We start from the raw sequence: 22,578 nt of genomic DNA on the forward strand, positions 1-22,578 counted from the left end.
GTTAGGGCACGGGCACCCGCAGGAGTGCGTCATGGCGGTGATTGCGGTCTATAGCGCGAAGGGCGGCGTCGGGAAGACGACGATTGCCGCCAATCTGGCGTGGTGTTCTGCCCATGCGGCCGCGCGCCGGACGCTGCTGTGGGATCTCGATCCGGCTGACGGCGCGGGGTTCATGTTCGCGCTGGAGCCGCGCCGGAAGCGGCAGGCGCGCAGCCTGTTTGCCGGCGATGTCACGGCCCATGCGCTGATCCAGCCCAGCAGCTATGCCGGTCTCGACCTGCTCCCCTCGGACAGCAGCCTGCGCGAGCTGGATTCGATGCTGCTGCGGATGGGGCAGCGGCACCGGATCGCGACGCTCGGCAAGCAGCTGTCGCGCAGCTACGACCGGCTGATCCTCGATTGCCCGCCGATGCTGAACGAGCTGAGCGCGCAGGTGCTGCGCGCGGCGACGCTGGTGATCGTGCCGCTGTCGCCCTCGCCCCTGTCGTCGCGCGCGTTCGACTTCGTGGTCGAGGAAATCCGCCGCCACACCAAGCGGCCTCCCCCGACCCTGCCGGTGCTCTCGATGATCGACCGGCGGCGTTCGCTCCACCTCGAGGCGCTGGCGGCCAATCCGACCTGGCCCGCGATCCCGATGGTCAGCGCGGTGGAGATGTGCGCGGTGCACCGCCGCCCGCTCGGCACCTTCGCGCCGCGCTCTCCGGCAGCGCTCGCCTTTGCGCGGCTGTGGGACGGGATCGAGCGCAAGCTGGCGCAGATAGAGGCAAAGACCGCGGTCCTCGCCTGACGCGGGTCGCGCACAGCAAAGGGGCGCCCGGATCGCTCCGGACGCCCTCTTGGTGATTGCTGCGATCAGCGGTGTCAGGCGCCCTGCGGGGCCTCGTCGCTCTTTCCGCCGAAGCGCTTGCCCGCCTTGGGGATCGCCGAGCCGCGAACGGGCGCGGAAATCAGCGGTCCGCGCGGGGCGTCCGGACGGTCGATCTTGCCGGTCTCGAGCAGCGTAGTGATCTCCTCACCCGTCAGCGTCTCGTATTCGAGCAGCGCCTGGGCGAGCAGGTGGAGCTGGTCCTCGTTGGTGGTCAGGATTTCGGTCGCGCGCTTGTGGGCGCCTTCGACCAGACCCTTGATCTCGGTATCGATCAGCTCGTTGGTCGAGCCCGAACGGAAGGTGCGCTGCGCCTGCCCGTAGCCGAGATAGCCTTCCGACTGTTCCTCGTACTGGAGCGGGCCGAGCTTCTCGGACATGCCCCACTGGGTCACCATGTTGCGCGCCAGATTGGTCGCGTACTGGATGTCCGACGAGGCGCCCGAGCTGACCTTGGCGTGGCCAAAGATGATCTCTTCCGCCACGCGCCCGCCCATCGCGACCGAGAGGTTCGCGTGCATCTTGTCGCGGTGGTAGGAGTAGCTGTCGCGCTCCGGCAGGCGCATCACCATGCCCAGCGCGCGGCCGCGCGGGATGATGGTGGCCTTGTGGATCGGGTCCGAGGCTTCTTCGTGGATCGAGACGATCGCGTGGCCGGCCTCGTGATAGGCGGTCATGCGCTTCTCGTCGTCGGTCATCACCATGGAGCGGCGCTCGGCGCCCATCATGACCTTGTCCTTGGCGTCCTCGAACTCCTGCATCGCCACCAGCCGCTTGTTGCGGCGCGCGGCCAGCAGCGCGGCTTCGTTGACGAGGTTGGCAAGGTCCGCGCCGGAGAAGCCCGGCGTGCCGCGCGCGATCACGCGCGGGTTCACGTCGGGGGCGAGCGGCACCTTCTTCATGTGCACGCCGAGGATCTTCTCGCGCCCGTCGATGTCGGGCACGGGCACCACGACCTGACGGTCGAAGCGGCCCGGCCGCAGCAGCGCGGGGTCGAGCACGTCGGGGCGGTTGGTCGCGGCGATGATGATGATGCCTTCGTTGGCTTCGAAGCCGTCCATCTCGACCAGCAGCTGGTTCAGCGTCTGCTCGCGCTCGTCGTTGGAATTGCCGAGCCCGTGGCCGCGCGAACGGCCGACCGCGTCGATTTCGTCGATGAAGACGATGCAGGGCGCGTTCTTCTTGGCCTGTTCGAACATGTCGCGCACGCGGCTCGCGCCGACGCCGACGAACATTTCGACGAAGTCCGAACCCGAGATGGTGAAGAACGGCACGCCCGCCTCACCCGCGATGGCGCGGGCAAGCAGGGTCTTGCCGGTGCCGGGCGAGCCGACCAGCAGCGCGCCCTTGGGGATCTGGCCGCCGAGCTTGGAGAAGCGCTGCGGATCGCGCAGGAACTCGACGATCTCCTGCAATTCCTCGCGCGCCTCGTCGATGCCGGCGACGTCGTCAAACGTCACGCGGCCCGAACGCTCGGTCAGCAGCTTGGCCTTGGACTTGCCGAAGCCCATCGCACCGCCACCGCCGCCCTTCTGCATCTGGCGCAGGGCGAAGAAGGCGATCCCGAGGATCAGCACGAAGGGCAGCGAATTGAGCAAGATGAACAGCAGCACGCTCTGGCTTTCGCGCTGCTTGCCGGTGAAGCGCACGCCGTTGTCTTCCATCAGCTTGGTGATGCCGACGTCATTGGGCACGGGCACGGTGCTGAAGGAATCGCCGTTCTTGAGCGTGCCGGTGATCATGTCCGACGACATCTGCACGTCCTGCACCTCGCCCTCGGCGACTGCGGCGCGGAAGTCGGAATAGCGGATCGCGGTGCCGTTGGACTGGCCCGCGCCGCTGAACATGGTCACGACCAGAAGCAGGGCAAGGAAAATGCCGCCCCAGATCATCAGCTGCTTCACCCAGGGGTTGGGGCCTTCGCCTTGCGGCTGGGGATCGTTCTGCTGGCTCATCGCGGTGGGATTCCTTTCCTCATCGACAATGTAGGACGGCCTCGGTGAATGGCAAGATAATGCGCAGACGCGGGCATGATGCTAATTTTCGAACAGGGGTTCGCGATTTATCGATTCCGGTTATCGGTTCTGGCCAGTGCCATAGGCCGCAAGGAACACCTCGACCGCGCCTGCGATCCGCCGGTCGCGCTGTTCGGGGCTGACGATGGCACCGAAGCGGCGTTCGAGATCGCCCATGCCCTTGCACATCGATACGAACTGTTCGGCGGCCAGCATCGGATCGGCAACCGCCAGCTCGCCCGCTTCGGTCTCATGCGCGAGCCACGCGCCGAAAGCCTGCTTCATTCGCCAGGGGCCCGCTTCGAGGAAGGCGATGCCGATGGCCGGCTCGGCCTCGGTCTCGGCGGCGATACGGCGTTCGAATTGCAGCATTTCCGGGCGGTTGAGGAAGGCGAAGATCGCCTCGCCGATCGCGGTCATCCGCTCGCGGATGGTGCCCTGCGGCACCGCCTCGATCGAAAAATGGCCGCGCATCTTCTCGCACTCGCATTCGACCGCGGCGGCGAACAGCGCGCGCTTGTCGCCGAACTGGTTGTAGATCGTGACTTTGGAGACGCCCGCGTCGGCGGCAACCTGCTCGATCGCGGTGGCGGCATAGCCGTGATGGAAGAACAGGTGCGCCGCCGTATCGACAATCGCGGCGCGCTTTGCGGCATCGAGCGGCCTGCCCGCTTTCCGGCGAACAGGTTTTTTTTCAGGACTGGCTGAATGCCCGATTGACAAAGTGAACGGCTCCGTTCAGTTAAACGCTGCCGTTCAATAATGGTGCGAGTCTCTCCCTCGCGCAACCCCACCTGCTGATAAAGGTTCCTGACACGTGCTCTGGATCGCCATCAGAATGCTCACCGGGGACTCGCAGAAGTTCTACGGACTGTTGTTCGGTATCGCTTTTTCCACCCTGCTGATCACCCAGCAGATGACGATCTTCGTCAACCTCGTCGAACGCGGGGCGAGCGGGGTCTACAACGCGCCCGAGGCCGAGGTGTGGGTGATGGACCCGGTCAGCCGCACCACCGATGTCAGCTACGCCATGCCCTCGACCGCGCTCGACAAGGTGCGCTCGGTGCCGGGGGTGGAGTGGGCCGTGCCGCACCTGCGCGCGCAGGCCAATGTCCGCACGGCCGATGGCGACCTCGAAGGCGTCGCGGTGATCGGGGTCGATGATGCGACGCTGATCGGCCTGCCCAAGCGCATGGCGACCGGCGACAAGAACGTACTCTTCGCACCCGATACCGTAGTGATCGACGATGTCGGCGTCACCCGCCTGTTCTCGAACGGCGCAAGCCCGCTGGGCGAGCGGCTGGAACTCAACGACCAGCGCGCCGTGATCCGCGGCATCGCCGACGCGATCCCCAGCTTCACGAGCACCGTGGTGCTCTACACCCGCTATTCGAACGCGCTCAATTTCGTCCCCGGCACCCGCAACCGCCTCAGCTTCGTGCTGGTCGGCATCTCCCCCGGGCAGACCGCCGAGGGGGTCGCCGCGCGGATCGAGAAGGAGACAGGGCTCAAGGCCGAAACCCGCAAGGAATTCGCCCGCGCCGGGGTCGATTTCATCATCCAGAACACCGGCATCCCGACCAATTTCGGCATCACCGTGTTCCTCGGCTTCGTCGTCGGCGTGGCGATCGTCGGGCTGACCTTCAGCCTGTTCCTGCGCGACAACATCAAGCAGTTCGGCGCGTTGAAGGCGATCGGGGTGACCAACTCCAGGATCGTGCAGATGGTCGGCGTGCAGGCGGGCCTGGTCGGCATGATCGGCTATTCGCTCGGCGTCGTGGGCACGGTCGCCTTCATCAAGGGCTTCGGTTCCAACCCCTTCTTCAAGGGCTTCTACATCCCCTGGCAGATCCCGCTGATCAGCTTGGCCGCCGTGGTGGTGATCCTCGCCATCACCGGCTTCATCGCGATCCGCAGCGTGCTCAGGACCGAACCGGCGGCGGTGTTCCGGTGAGCGAGACGACAACCATGGACACCACAAGCATCGGCGGCTGCGCACCCGAAGCGGCGATCTGCGCCCGGGGCATCACCCGCGACTTCGAGGCCGGACAGACCACCATCCGCGTGCTGCACGGGATCGACACCGACATCCGCTCGGGCGAGCTCACCTACGTCGTGGGCGAGAGCGGATCGGGCAAGACGACCCTCATCTCGATCATGTGCGGCATCCTCTACCCGACCGAGGGCGAGGTGAAGGTCTTCGGCACTGACATCTACAAGCTGACCGATACCGAGCTGGTGAATTTCCGCCTCAAGAACATCGGTTTCATCTTCCAGCAGTACAACCTCATCCCCTCGATCGACGCCGCCGCCAACGCCGCGGTGCCGCTGATCGCGCAGGGCGTTCCGCTCGCCGAAGCGCGAGAGCGGGCCAAGGTGCTGCTCGACAAGCTCAACATCGGCAACCAGGCCGACAAGCTGCCGCGCCAGCTTTCGGGCGGGCAGCAGCAGCGCGTCGCCATCGCCCGCGCGCTGGTCCACGAACCGCGGCTGGTGGTCTGCGACGAGCCGACCGCGGCATTGGACGCGCGCTCGGGCCGCCGCGTGATGGACCTGCTGCGCGAAGTCGCGGTCGCCCCCGACCGCGCCTGCATCATCGTCACCCACGACAACCGCATCTTCGATCTCGCCGACCGGATCATCGTTCTGGAAGACGGGCGCATCACCCATGACGGGACGGAGATGCCCGATGACCACTGATACGCCCTCTCTTCCCCTCTCCCTGACCCTCTCCCAACCGAACCCGCCGAGGACGCCATGCTCCGCAATCTAAGCTTTGCCCGCCAGATCCTGCCGGTCGGCGCCCTGATCGGCGTCGCCATCGCCGTTTGGCTGATCCTGGTCGGCCTGCCCGACCGCTCCACCGCCGCGCCCGCCGAGCAGCCGCCCAAGGCGGTCGGCAAGCTCGCGAACGGAGAGCGCGTCGCAGGCGCAGGGGTGGTCGAGCCGGCGAGCGAGGTGATCGACATCGGCTCGGCGCTGTCGGGCCTCGTCACCGACGTGCTGGTGCGCCCGGGTGACCGGGTCGCCAAGGGGCAGGTGCTGTTCCTCGTCGATGCCCGCGCCGCGCGCGCCAGCCTGGATCAGGCCAACGCCGCGATCGGCGAAGCCCGCGCCGCCATCGCCGAGGCTTCCACCGCGCAGAAGACCGCGCGCGAGCAGCTCGCGCTCTACCGCAGCCTTGCCGATCCTGCCGCCGTCAGCCGCTCCGAAGTGATCCGCGCCGAAGGCGAGGAAGCCGCCGCGACCAGCCGCCTCGGCTCGGCCCGTGCGCGCCTTGCCGCCGCCCAGTCCGCCGCCGCCGCCGCCCGCACCGAGATCGAGCGGCTGACCGTGCGCGCGCCGATTTCGGGCGAGATCCTCGCGGTCAACGTCCACCCCGGCGAATTCGTCGCCACACAGGGCGGGGGCGGCAGCAATTCGCCCTTCATCCAGATGGGAGAGACCAATCCGCTGCACGTGCGCGTCGACATCGACGAGAACGAGATCGGGCGCGTGGCGCTGGGCCAGCCCGCCGTGATTTCCCCGCGCGGGGCGGCCGAGCTCCACGTCAACGCCACCTTCGTGCGCGCCGAGCCGCAGGTGGTGCCCAAGCGTTCGCTCACCAACTCGGCGGCCGAGCGGGTCGACGTGCGCGTGCTCCAGCTGATCTACGCCCTGCCGCCCTCCGAGGCGTTCCGCGTGGGCCAGCAGATCGACGCCTTCATCCCCGCCAAGGCGGGCGCGCCTGCCAAGACGGAGGGCTGAGGCGATGCGCCGCTTTGCCCCCCTTGCGGCGGCGCTGATGCCGCTGGCGCTCGGCGGGTGCGTGATGCACCCCGCGCCCGAGATTGCGACGCCGACGCCCGAGCTTCCGCAGGCCTTCTTCTTCCGCCCGGAAGCCTCCACCGCAACAGCGCTCGCCGCGCTGATGCCGGAGGGTGACCCCGCCTATCAGACGCTCTCGCAGGCGGCGCTGGCAGATGCGCCCAACCTCGCCGAGGCTGCCGCGCGGATCGACACCGCCCGCGCCGGTGCCAAGGGTGCGGGCGCCAATCGCCTGCCCAACATCACCGCCGATGGCAGTGTGAAGCGCAATCGCATCAACACCGCGCAGTTCGGGCAGGCCGGGCAGCAGGGCTTCATCCCCGCCGAGCAGACCTCCTACGGTGCCAACATCAATGCCAGCTGGGACATCGACCTCTTCGGGCGACTGAAGGCCGAAGAGCGCGCCGCGCTCGCCCGGATCGATGCCGCCAGCGCGCAGGCGCAGGGCGTGCGGCTGGCGCTGCTTGCCGAGATCGCCGCGAGCATCACCGATTGGCGCGTGCTCGACGCGCGCGCCGCCGCGATCGAGGCCGATGCCGCCGCCGCCAAGCAACTGGCGGGCCTTGCCAAGGTGCGCGAGGACGCCGGGATCGCCCCGGGCTTCGACCGCGTGCGGGCCGAGGCGACCGCGAGTTCCTCCGCCGTGCGCCTCGCCGCGCTCGACAGTGAACGCGCGCGACTGATCGGCCGGCTGGTGACGCTGACCGCGCAGGATGCCGCCACCGTGCGCAAGGCGCTCGCCGCCCCCGCACCGGCGCTTGCCACGGCGCCCGCACCGGCCGCCCTGCCCTCCGACCTCCTCGCCAACCGGCCCGATGTCGCCGCCGCCGCCGCCAATCTCGCCGCGAGCGATGCCGACCTTGCCGCCGCCGCGCGGGCGCGCTTCCCGCGCATCACGCTGTCGGGCGTGATCGGCCTGCTCGCCTTCGACCCCGAGGACTTCTTCGACGATTCCCTCGTCGGCTCGCTGACCGGCGCGATTGCCGGCCCGCTGCTCGATTTCGGGCGCGTCGGCGCGCAGATCGATGCGGCGGCGGGTGACAAGCGCGCGGCCTTCGCGGCCTATCGCGGAGCGGTCTATCAGGCGCTGGGCGATGCCGAGGCAGCCTATGGCGTCGTCACCGCCGCCGATGCCGAGGCAAAGCTGGCGGTAATGCAACGCGACCAGCTCGGCCGCGCTGCGCAGATCGCCGAGACGCGCTACAAGGCGGGGCTCGCCAGCTTCCTCGAAGTGCTCGAAGCCCGCCGCGCGGCGGATTCGAGCGGCGAGGCGGCAGCAGCAGCCCTCGGCCGGGCATCGCGTGCGCGGATCGTGCTGTGGCAGGCGCTGGGCGGCGAGGTGATGGCGGCAGACTAGCCGCTCACCCCCGCCGCTGGATGAGTGCCGATCGCTCGCAGCGGCACACCACCTCGCCCCGCTGGTTCATCATCTCGTGCACCCAGGTGACGATCCCCGCATCGGGGCGCGACTTGCTCTCCCGCAGTTCCTTGACCTCGGAAGATGCGCGCAGGGTATCGCCGATGAAGACGGGCTTGGGCGTCACCACCTTGTCGAAGCCGAGGTTGGCGACCAGCGTGCCGAGCGTCGTCTCCCCAACCGACAGCCCGACCAGCAGGCTGAAGGTGAAGGTCGAGTTGACCAAGATCTGACCGAACCCGCTGGCCTTCGCTGCCTCCACATCGATGTGGAGCGGCTGGGGGTTGTGGGTCATAGTGGAGAACAGCAGGTTGTCGGTCTCGGTCACGGTCCGGCGGATCGGATGCTCGATCCGCTCGCCGACCTGCCATTCGTCGAAGTACTTGCCGGCCATCAGGCGGCCCCCCAACGGGCGACCACCTCGGCGCCATCATCCGCGCTCGACCGGACCGCGCCCGGCGTGCGGCTGAAGCGCGGCGCGGGGGCGGTGTGCCAGATGCCGTCGTGCTCCACATAGGCGCCGCGCGCCTTCATGTGCGGGTGCTCGCGCGCCTCCTCGATCCCGAGCACGGGCGCGAAGCAAGCGTCGGTGCCTTCGAGCAGCTCGCACCATTCGGCTCGTGTCTTGGTGGCGAACAGCGCGGCGAGCTTGTCGGCATAGGTATCCCAGTTGGCGGGGTTCATCTGCGCCTGCGCCAGCTCTTCCGGCGCGCCGGCGCGCTTCAACATCTCCGCGTAGAACTGCGGCTCGATCGAGCCGAGGCTGATCTCCTTCCCGTCGGCGCATGTGAAGCAGCGGTAGAAATGCGCCGCCCCGCCCAGCATGCCCTTGCCCCGCTCGGTCGAGAGGTGCGGCACGTGGCGCACCCCGAAGAAGAAGCTCATCAGGCTGGTCGCCCCGTCGACGATCGCGGCGTCGACCACCTGTCCCTTGCCCGAACGCTCGCGCTCGTAGAGCGCGGCCATGATCCCGAAGGCGCAATACATCGACCCGCCGCCGAAATCGCCGACGAGGTTCTGCGGCGGGGTCGCGGTATCGCCCGCCTTGCCGACCGCAGCGAGCGCGCCGGTGATGGCGATGTAGTTGATGTCGTGCCCGGCGGCCTGGGCGAGCGGGCCGTCCTGCCCCCAGCCGGTCATGCGGGCATAGACGAGGCGCGGGTTGGCTTCGAGCAGCACGTCGGGCCCCAGCCCCAGCCGCTCCATCACGCCGGGGCGGAAGCCTTCGATCAGCACGTCGGCATTGGCAGCGGCGGCGCGCACGGCGGCCTTGCCCTTGTCGCTCTTGAGGTCGAGCGCCAGCCGGTGCCGGGCGCGTTCGACCACCGGATTGCTTGACCCGGCGCCCGGCCGGTCGATCCGCACGACCTCGGCGCCGAGATCGGCGAGCAGCATCGCGACGTGCGGCCCCGGACCGATGCCGGCGAATTCCAGAACACGAAGACCGGCAAGCGGCCCCGACGACTGAGTCATATGTCTCTCCCTTTGCCCCGAGCCTTAAGCAAGCCGCCCGACGCAGGGCAAGTGCCCACATTGACAGCGGCGCCCCGCAAGCCTCGCCTTGGCCATGCAAAAGGCAATCTTGCTTGTGAGCGGCATTTCAGCGTCTAACTGCACCACCATGCGTTCCCTGACCCATCTCGAGCGGCTCGAAGCCGAAAGCATCCACATCTTCCGCGAGGTCGTCGCCGAGGCCGAGAACCCGGTGATGCTCTATTCGGTGGGCAAGGACAGCTCGGTGATGCTGCATCTGGCGCGCAAGGCCTTCTACCCCGCGCCCCCGCCCTTCCCGATGCTGCACGTGGCGAGCGGATGGGACTTCGCCGACCTCCTCGCCCACCGCGACCGGACGGTGCGGGAGTATGGCCTGAAGCTCATCATCGCCCAGAATGAGGACGCCGAGGCGCAGGGCATTAACCCGTTCGACACCGGCAGCGCGCTCTATTCGCAGGCGCAGCTCACCGATCCGCTCAAGCGCGCGCTGACCGCCCACGGCTTCGACGCGGCCTTCGGCGGCGGGCGGCGTGACGAGGAGAAGGCGCGGGCGAAGGAGCGCATCTTCTCCTTCCGCAACGCCAGCCACCGCTGGGATCCGAAGAACCAGCGCCCCGAGCTGTGGAACCTCTACAACGCCAAGAAGGCCAAGGGGGAGAGCATCCGCGTCTTCCCGATCAGCAACTGGACCGAGCTCGACATCTGGCAATACATCGCGCTCGAAAAAATCGACATCGTGCCGCTCTACTTCAGCAAGCCCCGCCCCACGGTGGAACGTGACGGGATGCTGCTGGTGGTCGACGACGAACGCTTCCGGCTCGAGGAGGGCGAGGAGCCCATCACCCGCTCCGTGCGCTTCCGCACGCTGGGCTGCTACCCGCTCACCGGCGCGACCGAGAGCGATGCGACCGAAATGAACGACATCATCCAGGAAATGCTGCTCGCCACCGGCTCCGAACGCCAGGGCCGCGCGATCGACAAGGGGCAGTCGGCCAGCATGGAAGACAAGAAGGCGGAAGGGTACTTCTGATGAACGACCATTCCTCCTTCCGCACCGACGCGCTCATCGCCGAGGATATCGAGGCCTATCTCGAGGCGCACCAGAACAAGAGCCTGCTGCGCTTCATCACCTGCGGCTCGGTGGATGACGGCAAGTCGACCCTGATCGGCAGGCTACTCTACGATTCCAAGATGATCTTCGAGGACCAGCTCGCCGCCCTCGAAAGCGACAGCATCAAGCACGGCACGCAAGGCGAGGAGATCGACTTCGCGCTGCTGGTCGACGGCCTCGCCGCCGAGCGCGAGCAGGGGATCACGATCGACGTCGCCTACCGCTTCTTCACGACCGAGAAACGCAAGTTCATCGTCGCCGATACGCCGGGGCACGAACAATATACCCGCAACATGGTGACAGGCGCCTCGACCGCGGACCTCGCCGTGATCCTGATCGATGCGAGGAAGGGCGTGCTGCAGCAGACGCGGCGGCATTCCTATCTCGTCCACCTGCTCGGCATCCGTCACGTGGTGCTGGCGGTGAACAAGATGGACCTCGTGGGCTACGACCAGGCCACCTTCGAGCACATCGTCGCCGACTACCGCAGTTTCGCGTCCGAGATCGGGATCGCGCAGTTCACCGCCATCCCGATCTCGGGCTTCAAGGGCGACAACATCACCACTGCGCCGTCCGCCAACACCCCGTGGTATGCAGGCCCGGCGCTGATCGAGCACCTTGAGACGGTCGAGGTCGATGCTGCCGCCGCGCAAGGCCAGCCGTTCCGCATGCCGGTGCAGTGGGTCAACCGCCCCAACCTCGACTTCCGCGGCTTTGCGGGCCAGATCGCCAGCGGCACGATCCGTCCGGGCGATGCGGTGCGGATCGTGCCCTCAGGCAAGACCAGCACCGTCAAGACCATCGCCACCTTCGACGGCGACCTCGACGAGGCGGTGGCGGGCCAGTCCGTCACCCTCACCCTCGCCGACGAGGTCGATTGCTCGCGCGGCGATCTCATCGCTGCCGCCGGCGATCCGCCGCAGGCCTCGGACCAGTTCTGCGCCACCTTCGTGTGGATGGACGAGGAAGCGCTGAAGCCCGGGCGCGGCTATTGGCTCAAGCTCGGCACGCAGATGGTGACCGCCACCGTCCAGCCGCCCAAATACGAGATCGACGTCAACAGCCTCGAGCATCTTGCCGCCAAGACGCTGGGTCTCAACGCCATCGGCGTCGCCGAATTCGCGACCGACCGGCCGATCGCCTTCGAGCCCTATAGCGCCAACCGCCAGCTCGGCGGGTTCATCCTGATCGACAAGTTCACCAACGCCACGGTCGCGGCGGGGATGATCGAGTTCAACCTGCGTCGCGCGGACAATGTCCACTGGCAGCCGGTCGCAATCACGCGCGATGACCACGCCGGGATGAAGAACCAGAAGCCGCGCGTGCTGTGGTTCACCGGCCTTTCGGGCAGCGGCAAATCGACCATCGCCAACGAGGTCGAAAAGCAGCTGTTCGTGATGAACCGCCACACCTTCCTGCTCGATGGCGACAATGTCCGCCACGGCCTCAACCGCGATCTCGGTTTCACCGAGGCCGACCGGATCGAGAACATCCGCCGCGTGGGCGAGGTCGCCAAGCTGATGGCAGACGCGGGGCTGATTGTCCTCACCGCCTTCATCAGCCCCTTCCGCGCCGAGCGCGACATGGTGCGCGCGATGCTGCCGGAGGGCGAGTTCATCGAGATCTTCGTCGATACCCCGCTCGAGGTCGCCGAGGCGCGCGACGTGAAGGGGCTCTACAGGAAGGCACGTTCGGGCCAGCTCAAGAACTTCACCGGGATCGACAGCCCCTACGAGCCGCCCGAAAATCCGGAAATCCGCGTCAACACCGTGGACATGACCCCCGAAGAGGCGGCACGCTACATCATCGACCGGATTCTGCCGCTGAAATGAACCTTGCCGCACTCGATGATGCCGCACTCGATGATGCCGCGCTCGCGGCGAAGCTCGCTCTGGAGGCGGGTCGCCTGCTGACGCTGGTGCGCGAGAACGCGGGTCTGGCGGGCAAGGCGCTGGGCGATGCGGGCGACCGCGATGCCAACCGCTTTCTGTGCGAGGCGATCCGCAGCGCGCGGCCCGATGACGCGCTGCTGTCGGAGGAGGAAAAGGACAACCCCGCCCGCTGCACGAAAAGCCGCGTGTGGATCGTCGATCCGGTCGATGGCACCCGCGAATACAGCGAGGGGCGCAGCGACTGGGCGGTGCATGTCGCCCTCGCGGTCGATGGCGTTCCGGTGCATGGCGCGGTCGCGCTGCCGGGGCTGCCCGGCGAGGTCGTGATACGGTCCGACCAGCCCTGCGCCCTGCCCGCTGCCACTGTGCCCCCCCGCTTCGTCGTCAGCCGCACCCGCCCCGCGCGCGAGGCCGAGGCCGTGGCAGCCGCGCTCGGCGGCGCGCTGGTGCCGATGGGCAGCGCCGGCGCCAAGGCAATGGCCGTGGTCCGGGGCGAGGCGGAGGTCTATCTCCATTCGGGCGGGCAGTACGAATGGGACAGCTGCGCCCCTGTCGCTGTCGCCCTGGCCCACGGGCTGCACTGCTCGCGCATCGACGGCGCGCCGCTCGTCTACAACCAGCCCGATACCTACATGCCCGATCTCCTGATCTGCCGCCCGGAATGGGCCGAGCGGGTGCTGGCGGAGGTCGCCCGCCTCGCAGGCTGATTGACAGCCGCGCGCCGATTGCCCAAAGCCCGCAAGGCTGAATTGTGCAATGCAGCGAAGGGGGATTTTCGCGCGTGGGAAATGCCGGCATCAAAGTGCTCGCGGTCGCCTCGGGCGGCGGCCACTGGGAACAGTTGATGCTGCTCCGCCCCACCCTTGCCCAGTATGATATCCGCTTTGCCACGACCGAACCGGCGGTGGCGCTCCAGCACGGTGTGACCGATGTCGAGCGTCTGCCCGATTGCAACCAGAACATGCCGCTGCAATCCGCGCTGTGTGCGCTGGTCGCGCTCAAGGTGGTGCTCAAGCACCGGCCCAAGGTGATCCTCTCGACCGGCGCGGCGCCCGGCTTTTTCTGCATCCTCGCCGGACGGCTGATCGGCGCGCGCACGCTGTGGATCGATTCCGTCGCCAATGGCGAGGAACTGTCGATGTGCGGCAAGCTGTCCAAGCGCTTCGCCCACGAATGCTGGACGCAGTGGGAACACCTCGCCGGCCCGGACCGCCCGCGCTATCACGGAGCGGTGCTGTGATCATCGTCACGGTTGGCATGCAGCTCGGCTTCGACCGGCTGATCGCGGCGATGGACGAACTGGCGCCCGGCCTCGGGATGCCGGTCGTCGCGCAGATTGGCAAGGGCACCTACCAGCCCGCGCATATGGAAGCCCGCCCCAAGATCGCGCCCGCGGAGTTCGAGACGCTGGTGGGCGAGGCGAAGCTGATCGTCGCCCATGCCGGGATCGGCACAGTGCTCACCGCGGCGCGCTGCAGGAAGCCGATCCTGCTGATGCCGCGCCGCGCCGATCTGGGCGAGCATCGCAACGACCACCAGCTCGCCACGGTGCGCAAGCTGGCCGGGCGCCCCGGTATCCTCGTGGCAGCGGACGAAAGCGAGCTCGCCAGCCGTATTGCCGAGGGTCTCGCGCTGGAGGACTGGACCGCGGCCCGATCACCCACTGCCCACCAGCTCCACACCGCGCTTGCCGCCTTCATCGAGAACCGTGCCGTCTGAGCGCGCGGCAGGCATGGTGAAAAACGCGGTTAGCCTAACGCGATTTTAAGGGCTTTGCGGCCATCAGACCGGTCAAGAACCGGGACTTTGACCGCATGAACGCTCCATTCGATGCCACCGCCGCGCTTGGGCGCAAGGCTCTTGCCCATCCCGCGCCCGACCATCAGGTCGCGGTGATCGGCCTCGGCTACATCGGCCTGCCCACCGCCGCGCTGCTCGCCTCCTATGGCTGGAGCGTGTGCGGCGTCGATGTGTCGCAGCGCGTGGTCGACACGGTCAACGCGGGCGGCGTCCACATCGAGGAGCGCGATCTCGACAAGCTGGTGCACGATGCGATCACCGCGCAGACGCTGGTCGCCTCGACCGAGGTGCCGACCGCGAGCTTCTACATGATCGCCGTGCCGACCCCGCTGGGTGCGGACAATGCGCCCGACATCACCTATGTCGAAGCCGCCGCGCGCGCGATCGCGCCGCGCATCCTGCCCGGTGCCTGCGTGATCGTCGAAAGCACCTCGCCCGTCGGCACGACCGAGCGCGTCGCGCAGATCATCAGCGAACTGCGCCCCGATCTGGTCGTGCCCCGCGATGGCGGCGATGACGAGGCGGACATCGCGCTCGCCTATTGCCCCGAACGCGTGCTGCCGGGCCGGATCGTCAACGAACTGGTCCACAACGACCGCGTGATCGGCGGCGTGACGCCCGCCTGCGCCGAGCGCGCGGCGGTGCTCTACACCAGCTTCGTCAAAGGCGATTGCCTCTACACCACCGCGCGGGTGGCCGAGACGGTCAAGCTGGTCGAGAACAGCTTCCGCGACGTCAATATTGCATTTGCGAACGAGCTTTCGATGGTGGCCGACGTGATCGGGGTGGATGTGTGGGAGGTGATCCGCCTCGCCAACCGCCACCCGCGCGTCAACATCCTCCAGCCCGGCCCGGGCGTCGGCGGCCACTGCATCGCGGTCGACCCGTGGTTCCTCGTCGCGGGCGCCCCCGAAGCGGCCCGTCTTGTGCGCACCGCGCGCGAGGTCAACGACCACAAGGCGATCCACACCGAAGGCAAGATCCGCGCGCTGCTCGATGCCGCTCCCGAAGGCAAGGTTGCCCTGCTCGGCCTCGCCTTCAAGCCCGACATCGACGACTTCCGCGAAAGCCCCGCGCTCGAGATCGCCGAGGCGCTGGCCCATACCCACGGGGAGCGCATCCTTGTGGTCGAACCCTTCACCGACGAACTGCCCAAGGCCTTCGACGGCACCGGCGCGCAGCTGGTCACGCTTGACGCCGGGCTCCGGCAGGCGGAGATTGTGGTGGTGCTGGTCGATCACACCGCCTTCAAGCATCTCGGCTCCGAGGATCTTTCGGGCAAGCTCGTGTTCGATACGCGGGGCATGCTGCGGCGATGACTTCCGGGCGCGCGAAACCGCGCATCGTGGTGACCTTCGGCACCCGTCCCGAAGCGATCAAGATGTTCCCGGTGGTCTTCGCGCTGCGCGAAACCGGGTTGTTCGACGTGAAGGTGGTCGTCACCGCCCAACACCGCGAATTGCTCGACGCTGTGCTGGCTCTAGCCTCGCTCAGACCCGACCTAGACCTCGACTTGATGCAGCCAGACCAGTCTCTGGATGGCCTTGCCAGCCGCATTCTGACCCGTTTCGGGGCCGCGTTGGACGACCTACAGCCCGACCGCGTGCTGGTTCATGGCGACACGCTCACCACCATGATGGCGAGCCTCGCGTGCTATTTCCGGCGGATTCCCGTGGGTCACGTCGAGGCCGGGCTTCGCAGCGGGGACATCTATTCGCCCTGGCCCGAGGAGGTGAACCGCAAGGTGACCGGTGTGATCGCCGACCTGCATTTTGCCCCCACCGAGACCGCTGCGGCAGCCTTGCGCGCTGAAAATGCCAACGAAAAAGGCCTACACGTTACCGGCAACACGGTGATTGATGCCCTACTTTTCGCGCAGCAGAAAATCGCCGCCGATGCCTCGCTCGCGCCTGCCATCGCGCCGCTGAAAGAGCGGTTTCAGGGCAAGCGGATCATCGCCGTGACTGCCCACCGGCGCGAGAATTTCGGCGCGGGCATGGCGCAGATTGCGCAGGGATTGCAGACACTTGCTACGCGGGATGATGTCGCGATCATCTATCCGCTGCATCCCAATCCCAACGTCGCCGGTGTGATGCGCCCGGCGCTTGCCGGATACGACAATATCGCTCTGATCAACCCGCTGGATTACCTCGATTTTGTGGCGATGATGGAAGCCTGCGACGTGGTGTTGACGGACTCCGGCGGCATCCAGGAAGAAGCACCCTCGCTCGGCAAGCCGGTGCTGGTGATGCGCGACACGACCGAGCGGCCGGAAGGCGTAGCGGCCGGCACCGCAAAGCTCGTCGGCGCGGATGCTTCTGTTATTGCTGCAGAAACCGTACGTCTACTCGATGATCCTGCAGCCTATCAGACGATGGCGCGGGCGCACAATCCCTATGGCGACGGGCAAGCGAGCCAGCGGATTGCCAACATCATCGCGCAGTCCTTCGGCTGACCAGCACGGCGTAATAGGCCGCGCTCGCCAGCACCGCGAGGCTGCTCCCGATATCGACGATCCAGTTGATCTTGGCCGGTCCGTAGAGGAGTTTGTCGATCGGCGAGAGGGAGATCAGGCGGAAAACCAACAGCCCGACCATGGCAAAGGCGCTCGCACAAGCGACCATGACGGCGACGTTGCGCCTGCCGGCGACCGTCCGGAATCCGTGGTAGATCCAGGCAGCAACCCCGAGCGCGACCAGCGCCACCGCAGCTGCAGCAACGGGCCGCTGGAAGGTGCGACGCTCATCATAGACCCCGTCGCGGTAGAGCAGGATCCGCAGGTCATCGCGTAAGGCCGCCTCGACCCCGTAGGCTCGCAGCAGGCTCAACCCGACAAACAGCGCCGCCAGCAGCAGCCAGGCCCAGACATGCCATGCCTGCTGTTGCCGCACCACCGCCACCGCCGCTGCTGCAATGCAGAACAGCACGACCCCGCCATAGAGCGAGGCGGCCATCAGGCTGAACAGGGAAGGGACTGAAGTCAGGGCACTTGTCATGAGGCTTCCAACGGGTCTTTCGTGACGTCTTCCAGCTCCGCGCCAGACGGTGGCGGACGGTGATGAAAAGCGCGCAAATCGGCCAATGCAGGCGCCTCACATCGGCTATCGGGACGTTGGGCGCAAGTATGTTGCACTGCGGGACCATAGTGGCTAAGCCGTCGGGGAAATCAACGGAGGGCAAGATGACGACACCCATGTATCGCGGGAAACTGGCGACAATCTTGGGAGCGGCCGCGACCTGCACTCTGGCCGCATGCGCATCCACGCCCGAACCTCAGGTCGGCATGAGCGCCAGCACGCCTGATGCAGCCTACGGCCAGACCGGATTCAGCGTCTCACGGCCCACTTCCTACAATCTGCGTCCTGCCGACCAGATCTCGGTCAACGTCTTCCGCGAGCCCGATCTTTCGCTCGAAAAGGTCCGCATCGGCGTCGATGGCAACGTGTCGCTGCCGCTGCTGGGGACCATCCCCGCCGCAGGCATGACGACCCGGCAGCTGGAGCAGGACGTGACCCGCCGGCTGGCTGCGCTCGGCCTCAAGACGCCGACGGTTAGCGTCAATATCGCCGAATATGCCTCGCATCTCGTGACGGTCGAAGGCTCGGTCGAAAAGCCCGGCGTCTATGTCTTCCAGCCCGGCGCGCGCCTCTCTTCGGCGATCGCGCTGGCCTCCGGCCCCAAGCGCAGCGCGAAGCTCGAACAGGTCGCCGTGTTCCGCGAGAGCCCGCAGGGCATCATGATCGCGAAGTTCGATTACGCGCAGGTCAAGCAGGGCACCATGCTGGACCCCGTTCTCGAGCCCGGCGACCGGGTCGTGATCGGCACCGACGGGCTTTCGGTGTTCTGGGAAGATCTGCTCAAGGCCTTGCCTGCCTTCGGTGTCTTTGCTGTGGCGGGATTGAACAACTAACATCATGAACGACCGATCGATCATCAGTGCCCCCGAGCCCAATCCGCGCAACGGATGGCTCGACACTTACATGGCGGATGGCCAGCTAGCGGTTCAGCAGCCGCGCGCGCAGTTCATCAGCATGTCGGTGATCCGCGGAATCGTGTTCCGCCAGCGCTGGATCATCGCCAGCGCGATCTCGGCCGCGCTGATCGGCGGCATCATCCTGACGCTGCTGGTCACGCCGATGTACGAGGCGCGCGCCAAGGTCAGCGTCGAGCCGTTCGGCGGCGCCATTCTGGAAGGCGAGAACCTCAACGAGAGCGTCTCGCCCAACCAGATCTACGATTACCTCGCTACCCAGGTCGAAATCATCAAGAGCCGGTCGATGGCCGAAGTCGTGGCCGAGGATCTCAAGCTGGCAGACCGCACGGACCTGCTCGGCAAGGACATCGACGAAAGCCGCCCGCCGAACATCAGCGACGAAGAGTGGCGCAAGCAGAAGCTCGAGATCGCTTCGAGCATTCTCGCCGGATCGGTCACGGCCGAAGTGTCGCAGGACAACTGGGTGATCCCGATCGGCTTCCGTTCGTCGAGCCCGGCCCTGGCCGCCGAACTCGCGAACGGCTACGCCAGCGCCTACATCGCGTGGGGCAGCCGCAACACGGTGCGCGAGAACGAATACGCCCTCGAATACCTCAAGCAGCAGATCGACCTCACCCGGACGCGTCTGGCGGCGGCAGAGTCCTCGGCCAACGACTACGCCCGCAACAGCGGCATCATCGTGCAGCCGGTGGCCGGCAGCACCTCGGAAGATGGCAGCTCGGCGAACATCACGCTTACCGGCGCCAATCTTGCGAACATCAACCAGCGGGTGACCGATGCCCGCGCGGCGCGGATCGCGGCGGAACAGCGCTGGCGCTCGATCGAGAAGCTTCCGGCCTCGCAGCTTCCCGAAGTGCAGAGCAGCCCCGTGCTGATGGGGCTCATTTCGGATCGCACCGGCAAGCTCGCCCAGCTGGCGGACCTGCGGGAACGCTACAATGACGATTTCCCGCAGGTGCAGAACCTGAAGGCCCAGATCGAGATCCTGAACGAGCAGATCAATCGCAGCTCGGGCGAGATCAAGGCCACCGTCCGCAACGAATATGTCATCGCGCGGAACCGCGAACAGGCACTCCAGGCCGAACTGGGCTCGCTCACCTCGAACAAGCTGGTCGAACAGGACCAGCAGGTGCAGCTGAGCGTGCTGGATCGCGAAGCGCAGGCCATCCGCGACCAGCTGAAGACGTTGCTCGATCGCTACAACGAGATCAACAGTGCAGCCAACGTGCAGCGCGGCAAGGTAACCAAGCTGGACACGGCGACGGTGCCCTCCGCGCCCTATTCGCCGAACATCCTGCGCAACATGGCGCTGGCGCTCGTTCTGGGCGTGGCGGCCGCCGGGGCTCTGGCCGTGCTGCGCGAGACACTCGACGACCGTGTGCGTTCGCTCGAGGACGTCGAGGACCGGATCGGCCTCACGCTCCTCGGCTACACGCCGCACGTTGCCGAGCGCGATATCGAGGCCGAGGGCTCCAACCGCTTCAGCACGCTGATGGAAGCCTACTCGTCGATACGAGCGGCGGTGGACTTCTCAATGCCGCGCAGCCGGAACGTTCTGCAGCTGACAAGCTCGCAGGCCTCCGAAGGGAAGTCGACGACCGCGCTCATTCTGGCGAGGCTGTTTGCGAACCTCGGGCGCCGGACCCTGCTGATCGACGGAGACCTTCGTCGTCCGTCCGTGGCCCGGCTGATCGATATCGAGCGCCCCAAGGTCGGCCTCGTCGAAGTGCTGCTCGGGCATGTCGATCTCGACACCGCTCTGGTCAAGGGCGTGCATGACAACCTCGACATCCTGCCGATCGGCGAGATCCCGCCCAACCCGACCGAAATTCTCGCGTCCGTCGAGATGCACGAGTTCCTCGAACAACAGCGCGAGAATTACGATCTCGTCCTGATCGACTGCTCGCCGGTGCTTGGTCTGGCCGACGCGCCGATGCTGTCGCGGATGGTGGACGGAACGATCTTCGTGCTGGAAGCCAACCGTGTGCCATATGGCCAGGTTCGCTCGGCCGTGCGGCGCCTCAAGTTCGCCGGGGCCAACATGCTCGGCGTGGTACTCACCAAGTACCGCGCGCTCGAAGCGGGCGAGACCTACAGCTACCAGTACGAGTATTACCGATACACGGACAGCAGCCGGAATTCGGCCTGATCTGACCGACGACGACTGCATCCGTTCGCAGCGGAACGCGGGGGAACAAGGGGCCGGAATCAGACAGGCCTCACCCCCTTGGCTACTGAAGTTCCATGATTGGTGGACGTCCGTTCGAGCATGACCGATACGAGAGCTTTCACGGTGATTATCCCGGCGCACAACGAGGCGTCGGTGATAGGGCGCTGCCTGCGCACTCTGCTGGCCGACGCTCCGGCGGATGCCGCGATGCAGGTCATCGTAGCGGCCAACGGCTGTAGCGACGACACCGTCCAGATCGCTCGCGCAGAGGCGCCGTCCGCTCTCGTCCTCGACCTTCCGACGGGGTCCAAGACGGCGGCAATGAACGCCGCCAACCGCGAAGCCCTGCACTTCCCGCGCATCTATCTCGATGCCGATGTGCAATGCAGCTTCGCCGCACTCGCCGCGACCGCTCAGGCGCTGCGGCAGCCCGGCGTGATGGCAGCCGCTCCGGCCTTGAAGATGGATCTCTCGCGTTCGAACTTTCTCGCCCGCGCCTATTACCGGGTTTGGCTGACGCAGCCCTACGTGAAACGCGCGATGGTGGGTTCGGGGTGCTTCGGCCTGTCGCAGGCCGCCTATGAACGGATCGGCGACTTCCCGCTTATCACGGGGGACGACATCTGGGTTCATTCCCGCTTCCCGGAAAGCGAGCGCAGAAGCGTGAGCGTGGATGAGCAGGGGCGACCGGTGTTCTTCCTCGTTTCGCCTCCGCGGCGCGCCATCGACCAGATCCGCGTGGAGACCCGCCGCAGGCTCGGCAACGAGCAATTGCTGCGCGAGCATCCGAGCCCGCATTATTCCGGCTCGAACCGCCCCGGCGATCTTCGCGACGCGCTGCGCGAGGGCGCTTCGATCCTCGACGTCGCGATCTACCTCGCGATCAAGGCGATCGTCCGGTTGCGGGTGAAGCGGGCCAAGCGCCTACGCAAGGACATCGTCTGGGAGCGGGATCTTGCCGCGCGGGAGGCGTGATGACCGACCTGCAGACGAGCGCGACATCTTCGGCAACCCCGCAAGACGGCGTTGCACCGCAGTCGCCGATTGGAGAAGCCAAGGGGGTCGATGTCTCGATCCTGATTGTTGCCTACAACTCCGCCGCCCTGATCGAAGAGTGCATCGCCTCCGTTCCTTCGGCGTGCACGAAGCGCCGCTTCGAGATCCTCCTGATCGACAATGGCGACGGTTCGACTGAGGCACTGGTGCGCGAGCGTTTTCCTCACGTGCGGATCGTGCCGAGCCGGGGCAATGTCGGCTTTGCGGCGGGCAATAACGAGCTCGCGCGCCACGCGCAGGGCCAGTTTGTCCTGCTGCTCAACCCCGACATGAAGCTGTTTGCCGGGGCTATCGACGCCCTGTTCGAGGGAGTTGACGCTTATCCGCAGGCTTCGGCTTGGGGTGGCGTGACGGTTGATGCGCACAACCGTCCGGACACGGGCAATGCCATTCCCAAGCCTTCGCTGCGCGAGTTTGCGCATGCCGCATTCGGCCGCTCGACAGCCGCGAACCTCCCGCCGGAACGGCTCGAAACCGATGGCGAGGTCGACCTGCTGATGGGCGGCTTCGTCATGTTCACGAAGAGCGCCTGGGACGCCGCCGCAGGTCTGGACGAACGCTATTTTCTCTATTGCGAGGAAGTCGACCTGTTCCACCGGCTGGCCAAGCAAGGCCACAGCTTCTGGCGGATCTCCGCTGCGCGCGGCTACCACGAAGCGGGCCATGGCGACGGTTCTTCTCCGATGCGCGTGCTCTACCACGCTGCCGGAACGGCCGAGTTTACGAAGGCGCACTGGTCCGGGCTCGCTTCGGTGCTCGGACGGTTCCTGTTCTGGGTCGCGGCGACCGAACGCTATCTCGGAGGCAAGCTTCTGGGGCGGCGGATCCCGCGCCTGCAATCGCGCGAGAAGGCCTACCGGCTGGTATCTCTCTATCCGGGATTGTGGTGGCGCGGATACGACAAGCAGCGCGGACTTCTGGCGCAGCTCAAGCAACGGGGCGGCGCGCCGCCTTGAT

General features: G+C 66.8%; 21 protein-coding genes. 16 read left to right on the plus strand and 5 right to left on the minus strand.

The window, feature by feature from the left end:
* Nucleotides 1–31: 31 nt before the first annotated feature.
* Complete coding sequence (locus BZF57_RS11990; protein ID WP_086738150.1) at nt 32–787, plus strand: ParA family protein; 756 nt, start codon at nt 32–34, stop codon at nt 785–787.
* A gap of 74 nt (nt 788–861) precedes the next feature.
* Here BZF57_RS11990 and ftsH read toward each other — a convergent pair whose 3' ends face one another.
* Nucleotides 862–2,820, minus strand: coding sequence for an ATP-dependent zinc metalloprotease FtsH (gene ftsH / locus BZF57_RS11995; RefSeq protein ID WP_086738152.1), 1,959 nt, complete (start codon nt 2,818–2,820; stop codon nt 862–864).
* Between the two features lie 120 nt (nt 2,821–2,940).
* Entirely contained in the window at nt 2,941–3,603 is a 663-nt protein-coding gene (locus BZF57_RS12000; protein WP_086738154.1) for a TetR/AcrR family transcriptional regulator, read from the minus strand.
* Between the two features lie 94 nt (nt 3,604–3,697).
* Between BZF57_RS12000 and BZF57_RS12005 the strand changes: the two genes are divergently transcribed.
* From BZF57_RS12005 to BZF57_RS12020, 4 genes are read left to right on the plus strand one after another with little or no spacing between them, the layout of a single operon-like run.
* The gene (locus BZF57_RS12005; RefSeq protein WP_086738155.1) at nt 3,698–4,834 is read left to right on the plus strand and encodes an ABC transporter permease; all 1,137 of its coding nucleotides are present in this window, start codon (nt 3,698–3,700) and stop codon (nt 4,832–4,834) included.
* A gap of 14 nt (nt 4,835–4,848) precedes the next feature.
* The gene (locus BZF57_RS12010; protein WP_086738157.1) at nt 4,849–5,580 is read left to right on the plus strand and encodes an ABC transporter ATP-binding protein; all 732 of its coding nucleotides are present in this window, start codon (nt 4,849–4,851) and stop codon (nt 5,578–5,580) included.
* A 57-nt stretch (nt 5,581–5,637) separates the two neighbouring features.
* A complete protein-coding gene (locus BZF57_RS12015; RefSeq protein ID WP_086738159.1) occupies nt 5,638–6,627 on the plus strand; it encodes an efflux RND transporter periplasmic adaptor subunit in 990 nt (329 codons plus the stop codon).
* A gap of 4 nt (nt 6,628–6,631) precedes the next feature.
* Nucleotides 6,632–8,044: an efflux transporter outer membrane subunit gene (locus BZF57_RS12020; protein WP_086738161.1), complete on the plus strand. Its 1,413-nt coding sequence runs from the start codon at nt 6,632–6,634 to the stop codon at nt 8,042–8,044.
* A gap of 4 nt (nt 8,045–8,048) precedes the next feature.
* Here BZF57_RS12020 and BZF57_RS12025 read toward each other — a convergent pair whose 3' ends face one another.
* Nucleotides 8,049–8,498, minus strand: coding sequence for a MaoC family dehydratase (locus tag BZF57_RS12025; RefSeq protein WP_086738163.1), 450 nt, complete (start codon nt 8,496–8,498; stop codon nt 8,049–8,051).
* On the minus strand, nt 8,498–9,577 hold the full coding sequence (locus tag BZF57_RS12030; RefSeq protein ID WP_086738165.1) for a CaiB/BaiF CoA transferase family protein: 1,080 nt from the start codon (nt 9,575–9,577) through the stop codon (nt 8,498–8,500). Before BZF57_RS12030 ends, BZF57_RS12025 begins: the two co-directional genes overlap by 1 nt.
* A gap of 148 nt (nt 9,578–9,725) precedes the next feature.
* Between BZF57_RS12030 and cysD the strand changes: the two genes are divergently transcribed.
* The 7 genes from cysD to wecB all read left to right on the plus strand — a co-directional run bounded on the left by cysD (nt 9,726) and on the right by wecB (nt 16,856).
* Nucleotides 9,726–10,628, plus strand: a complete 903-nt coding sequence (cysD, locus tag BZF57_RS12035; RefSeq protein ID WP_240505962.1) for a sulfate adenylyltransferase subunit CysD — start codon at nt 9,726–9,728, stop codon at nt 10,626–10,628.
* The gene (cysN, locus tag BZF57_RS12040) at nt 10,628–12,541 is read left to right on the plus strand and encodes a sulfate adenylyltransferase subunit CysN (RefSeq protein WP_086738169.1); all 1,914 of its coding nucleotides are present in this window, start codon (nt 10,628–10,630) and stop codon (nt 12,539–12,541) included. Before cysD ends, cysN begins: the two co-directional genes overlap by 1 nt.
* The gene (locus BZF57_RS12045) at nt 12,538–13,308 is read left to right on the plus strand and encodes a 3'(2'),5'-bisphosphate nucleotidase CysQ (RefSeq protein WP_086738171.1); all 771 of its coding nucleotides are present in this window, start codon (nt 12,538–12,540) and stop codon (nt 13,306–13,308) included. The genes cysN and BZF57_RS12045 overlap by 4 nt, the downstream gene beginning before the upstream one ends.
* Before the next feature lie 74 nt (nt 13,309–13,382).
* Entirely contained in the window at nt 13,383–13,841 is a 459-nt protein-coding gene (locus BZF57_RS12050; protein ID WP_086738173.1) for a glucuronosyltransferase, read from the plus strand.
* Entirely contained in the window at nt 13,838–14,320 is a 483-nt protein-coding gene (locus tag BZF57_RS12055; protein WP_086738175.1) for a glycosyltransferase, read from the plus strand. The genes BZF57_RS12050 and BZF57_RS12055 overlap by 4 nt, the downstream gene beginning before the upstream one ends.
* Before the next feature lie 95 nt (nt 14,321–14,415).
* Entirely contained in the window at nt 14,416–15,720 is a 1,305-nt protein-coding gene (gene wecC, locus BZF57_RS12060; protein WP_086738177.1) for a UDP-N-acetyl-D-mannosamine dehydrogenase, read from the plus strand.
* Complete coding sequence (wecB, locus tag BZF57_RS12065; RefSeq protein ID WP_086738179.1) at nt 15,717–16,856, plus strand: non-hydrolyzing UDP-N-acetylglucosamine 2-epimerase; 1,140 nt, start codon at nt 15,717–15,719, stop codon at nt 16,854–16,856. Before wecC ends, wecB begins: the two co-directional genes overlap by 4 nt.
* Here the strand turns inward: wecB and BZF57_RS12070 are convergent.
* Nucleotides 16,834–17,397: a hypothetical protein gene (locus BZF57_RS12070; RefSeq protein WP_143738487.1), complete on the minus strand. Its 564-nt coding sequence runs from the start codon at nt 17,395–17,397 to the stop codon at nt 16,834–16,836. The genes wecB and BZF57_RS12070 overlap by 23 nt on opposite strands.
* A 185-nt stretch (nt 17,398–17,582) precedes the next feature.
* On the opposite strand from BZF57_RS12070, the gene BZF57_RS12075 reads away from it, so the two are divergent.
* The 4 genes from BZF57_RS12075 (at nt 17,583) to BZF57_RS12090 (ending at nt 22,577) form a co-directional block, all read left to right on the plus strand.
* Nucleotides 17,583–18,311, plus strand: coding sequence for a polysaccharide biosynthesis/export family protein (locus tag BZF57_RS12075; protein ID WP_240505963.1), 729 nt, complete (start codon nt 17,583–17,585; stop codon nt 18,309–18,311).
* 4 nt (nt 18,312–18,315) lie between these two features.
* Nucleotides 18,316–20,544 (plus strand): GumC family protein, encoded by a 2,229-nt coding sequence (locus tag BZF57_RS12080; protein WP_086738185.1) that lies wholly within the window; start codon nt 18,316–18,318, stop codon nt 20,542–20,544.
* 120 nt (nt 20,545–20,664) lie between these two features.
* The gene (locus tag BZF57_RS12085; RefSeq protein WP_086738187.1) at nt 20,665–21,540 is read left to right on the plus strand and encodes a glycosyltransferase family 2 protein; all 876 of its coding nucleotides are present in this window, start codon (nt 20,665–20,667) and stop codon (nt 21,538–21,540) included.
* The gene (locus tag BZF57_RS12090; RefSeq protein WP_086738189.1) at nt 21,540–22,577 is read left to right on the plus strand and encodes a glycosyltransferase family 2 protein; all 1,038 of its coding nucleotides are present in this window, start codon (nt 21,540–21,542) and stop codon (nt 22,575–22,577) included. Before BZF57_RS12085 ends, BZF57_RS12090 begins: the two co-directional genes overlap by 1 nt.
* The last annotated feature ends 1 nt before the right edge of the window (nt 22,578 follow it).

This window comes from Erythrobacter colymbi, from assembly GCF_002155685.1.
Taxonomy (GTDB): Bacteria; Pseudomonadota; Alphaproteobacteria; order Sphingomonadales; family Sphingomonadaceae; genus Erythrobacter; species Erythrobacter colymbi.